We start from the raw sequence: 1,580 nt of genomic DNA on the forward strand, positions 1-1,580 counted from the left end.
AAGCAGGTCAGTAATTTAACCGAAGAGCGTCAAGATATCTTGCGGCATTTAGGAGAGTATTGCTGTCAATACTATTTAATGTTTTCAAGTGAATAACGAGCGAGCTCGAGGTGTAGATATTTGTGAATAATTTTAATTAATTAGTCAAGATAATTTGCTCTTGGCATAAATTGCCTTGCTTAAAAACAATGATTGACCACGATAAAAAGCAAAGCAATGTGAATATGTGAGAAAAAGTCAATTATCTCAACTTACTTAAGTTAGCTGAATTTAACAAGCTTCTGTAACGCTAACACTGCATAATTTCAGCCCCAAAAGCGTTTGGCTTCCAAGTTTTCACAACTGATAAAAAAATCCGACCCACATCTGCGGAATGTGGGTTGAAAGACTTCGGCTTTGGGTTCCAGCGGCTCCCAGCAAGCAATAAACCGCCGTAACTGCTGCCGGGCCTGCTCTGGCGTCTCAGTATCGTAGATGGCATAGGCATCGGACTCGATCTCAAATCGGCGTTGTCGTTTCGCATCCTCGGATTTGAGCGGTTGTCCTCGCTCATCGGTTGAGGAGAGTTCGGCGTAACTCAAGTAGCGCTCAATCCCACGCACTTTGTGGGTAATACACCGCTGCTGCCGAGCCTGGGGCAAAGTCTTTTGCAACGCCTTAGGCAACCCCAAACTGCCATCACTGACCACTAATTTGACCGCTGGGGCCACTAAACCCCGCTCGATCAGATGCTCAAACAACGCACTCCACTCGGCTTCACCTTCGGCTGTGGCAATTTCATAGTGCAAGATAGCATAGGATCCATCGTCCCAGACCCCTAACACGGCCAAAATCACCCGCTCTTCGGCTTGCCGACTTTGACGCAGATGCCCAGCTCGGTCTACCTTAAATTCCTCCCGGGTATATTGAATCTCCACCCACACGCCATCGACAATTAAAATCTCCGGGGTTTGCACAATCGGGGCTTCTAGGAGCCCGTCGAGCCGTTGCTGGATCTGAAGGGTGACTTGATTCACGGCACTGCGGGATAGAACGTGACCTACCAAAAAATATAGCGCTTCTTGCAGATCGCGCAAGGATAAAACCATGACGTAGAGGCAGCACAGCCAGTTCACCAGATTGCCTAACCCCCGCTGGTAGCGCTGCAGAATCTGCCACTCCCGCTCACTATTGCGTCCGCGCAATTTGGGTACCCGTAAATTGCTCACATGACCATATTGGGTATCCAGACCCCGTTCAAAATAGCCCGAACGGCGTGGTTTCTCACCCTCCATGCGAGACAACTCCACTTTCACTTCTTCCTGCAAGGCACTTTCGAGCGTCACCTTGACCGCACACAACACAGCGGTGCGAAGGGTTTGCTCTAAAGCCGCATCCAGTTCCGGTTGAAAACTGGTGGCTTTGACCCGATGAATTTGTTGTTCGCGTTGGGCTATCGTCATGGGCGGTTACGCTCAAGAGGGAACCTCATTACTTTCCCTGGCGTTGCTGAGTTATAGTATGAATAGGAGGAATAATTTATGCAATGTCCAGAATGTAAATCAACCCATATCCGTAAAAACGGCAAGAAAAAAGGAAAA

The 1,580-nt window shown here is 48.4% G+C and carries 1 protein-coding gene; it reads right to left on the bottom strand.

The genetic code is table 11. From position 1 onward, the window contains the following. Positions 1-305: 305 nt before the first annotated feature. A complete protein-coding gene (locus tag JGK39_RS33390) occupies positions 306-1,442 on the bottom strand; it encodes a transposase (RefSeq protein WP_293262822.1) in 1,137 nt (378 codons plus the stop codon). Positions 1,443-1,580: the final 138 nt, after the last annotated feature.

Source organism: Microcoleus sp. PH2017_12_PCY_D_A, assembly GCF_020738565.1.
Classification (GTDB): domain Bacteria; phylum Cyanobacteriota; class Cyanobacteriia; order Cyanobacteriales; family Microcoleaceae; genus Microcoleus.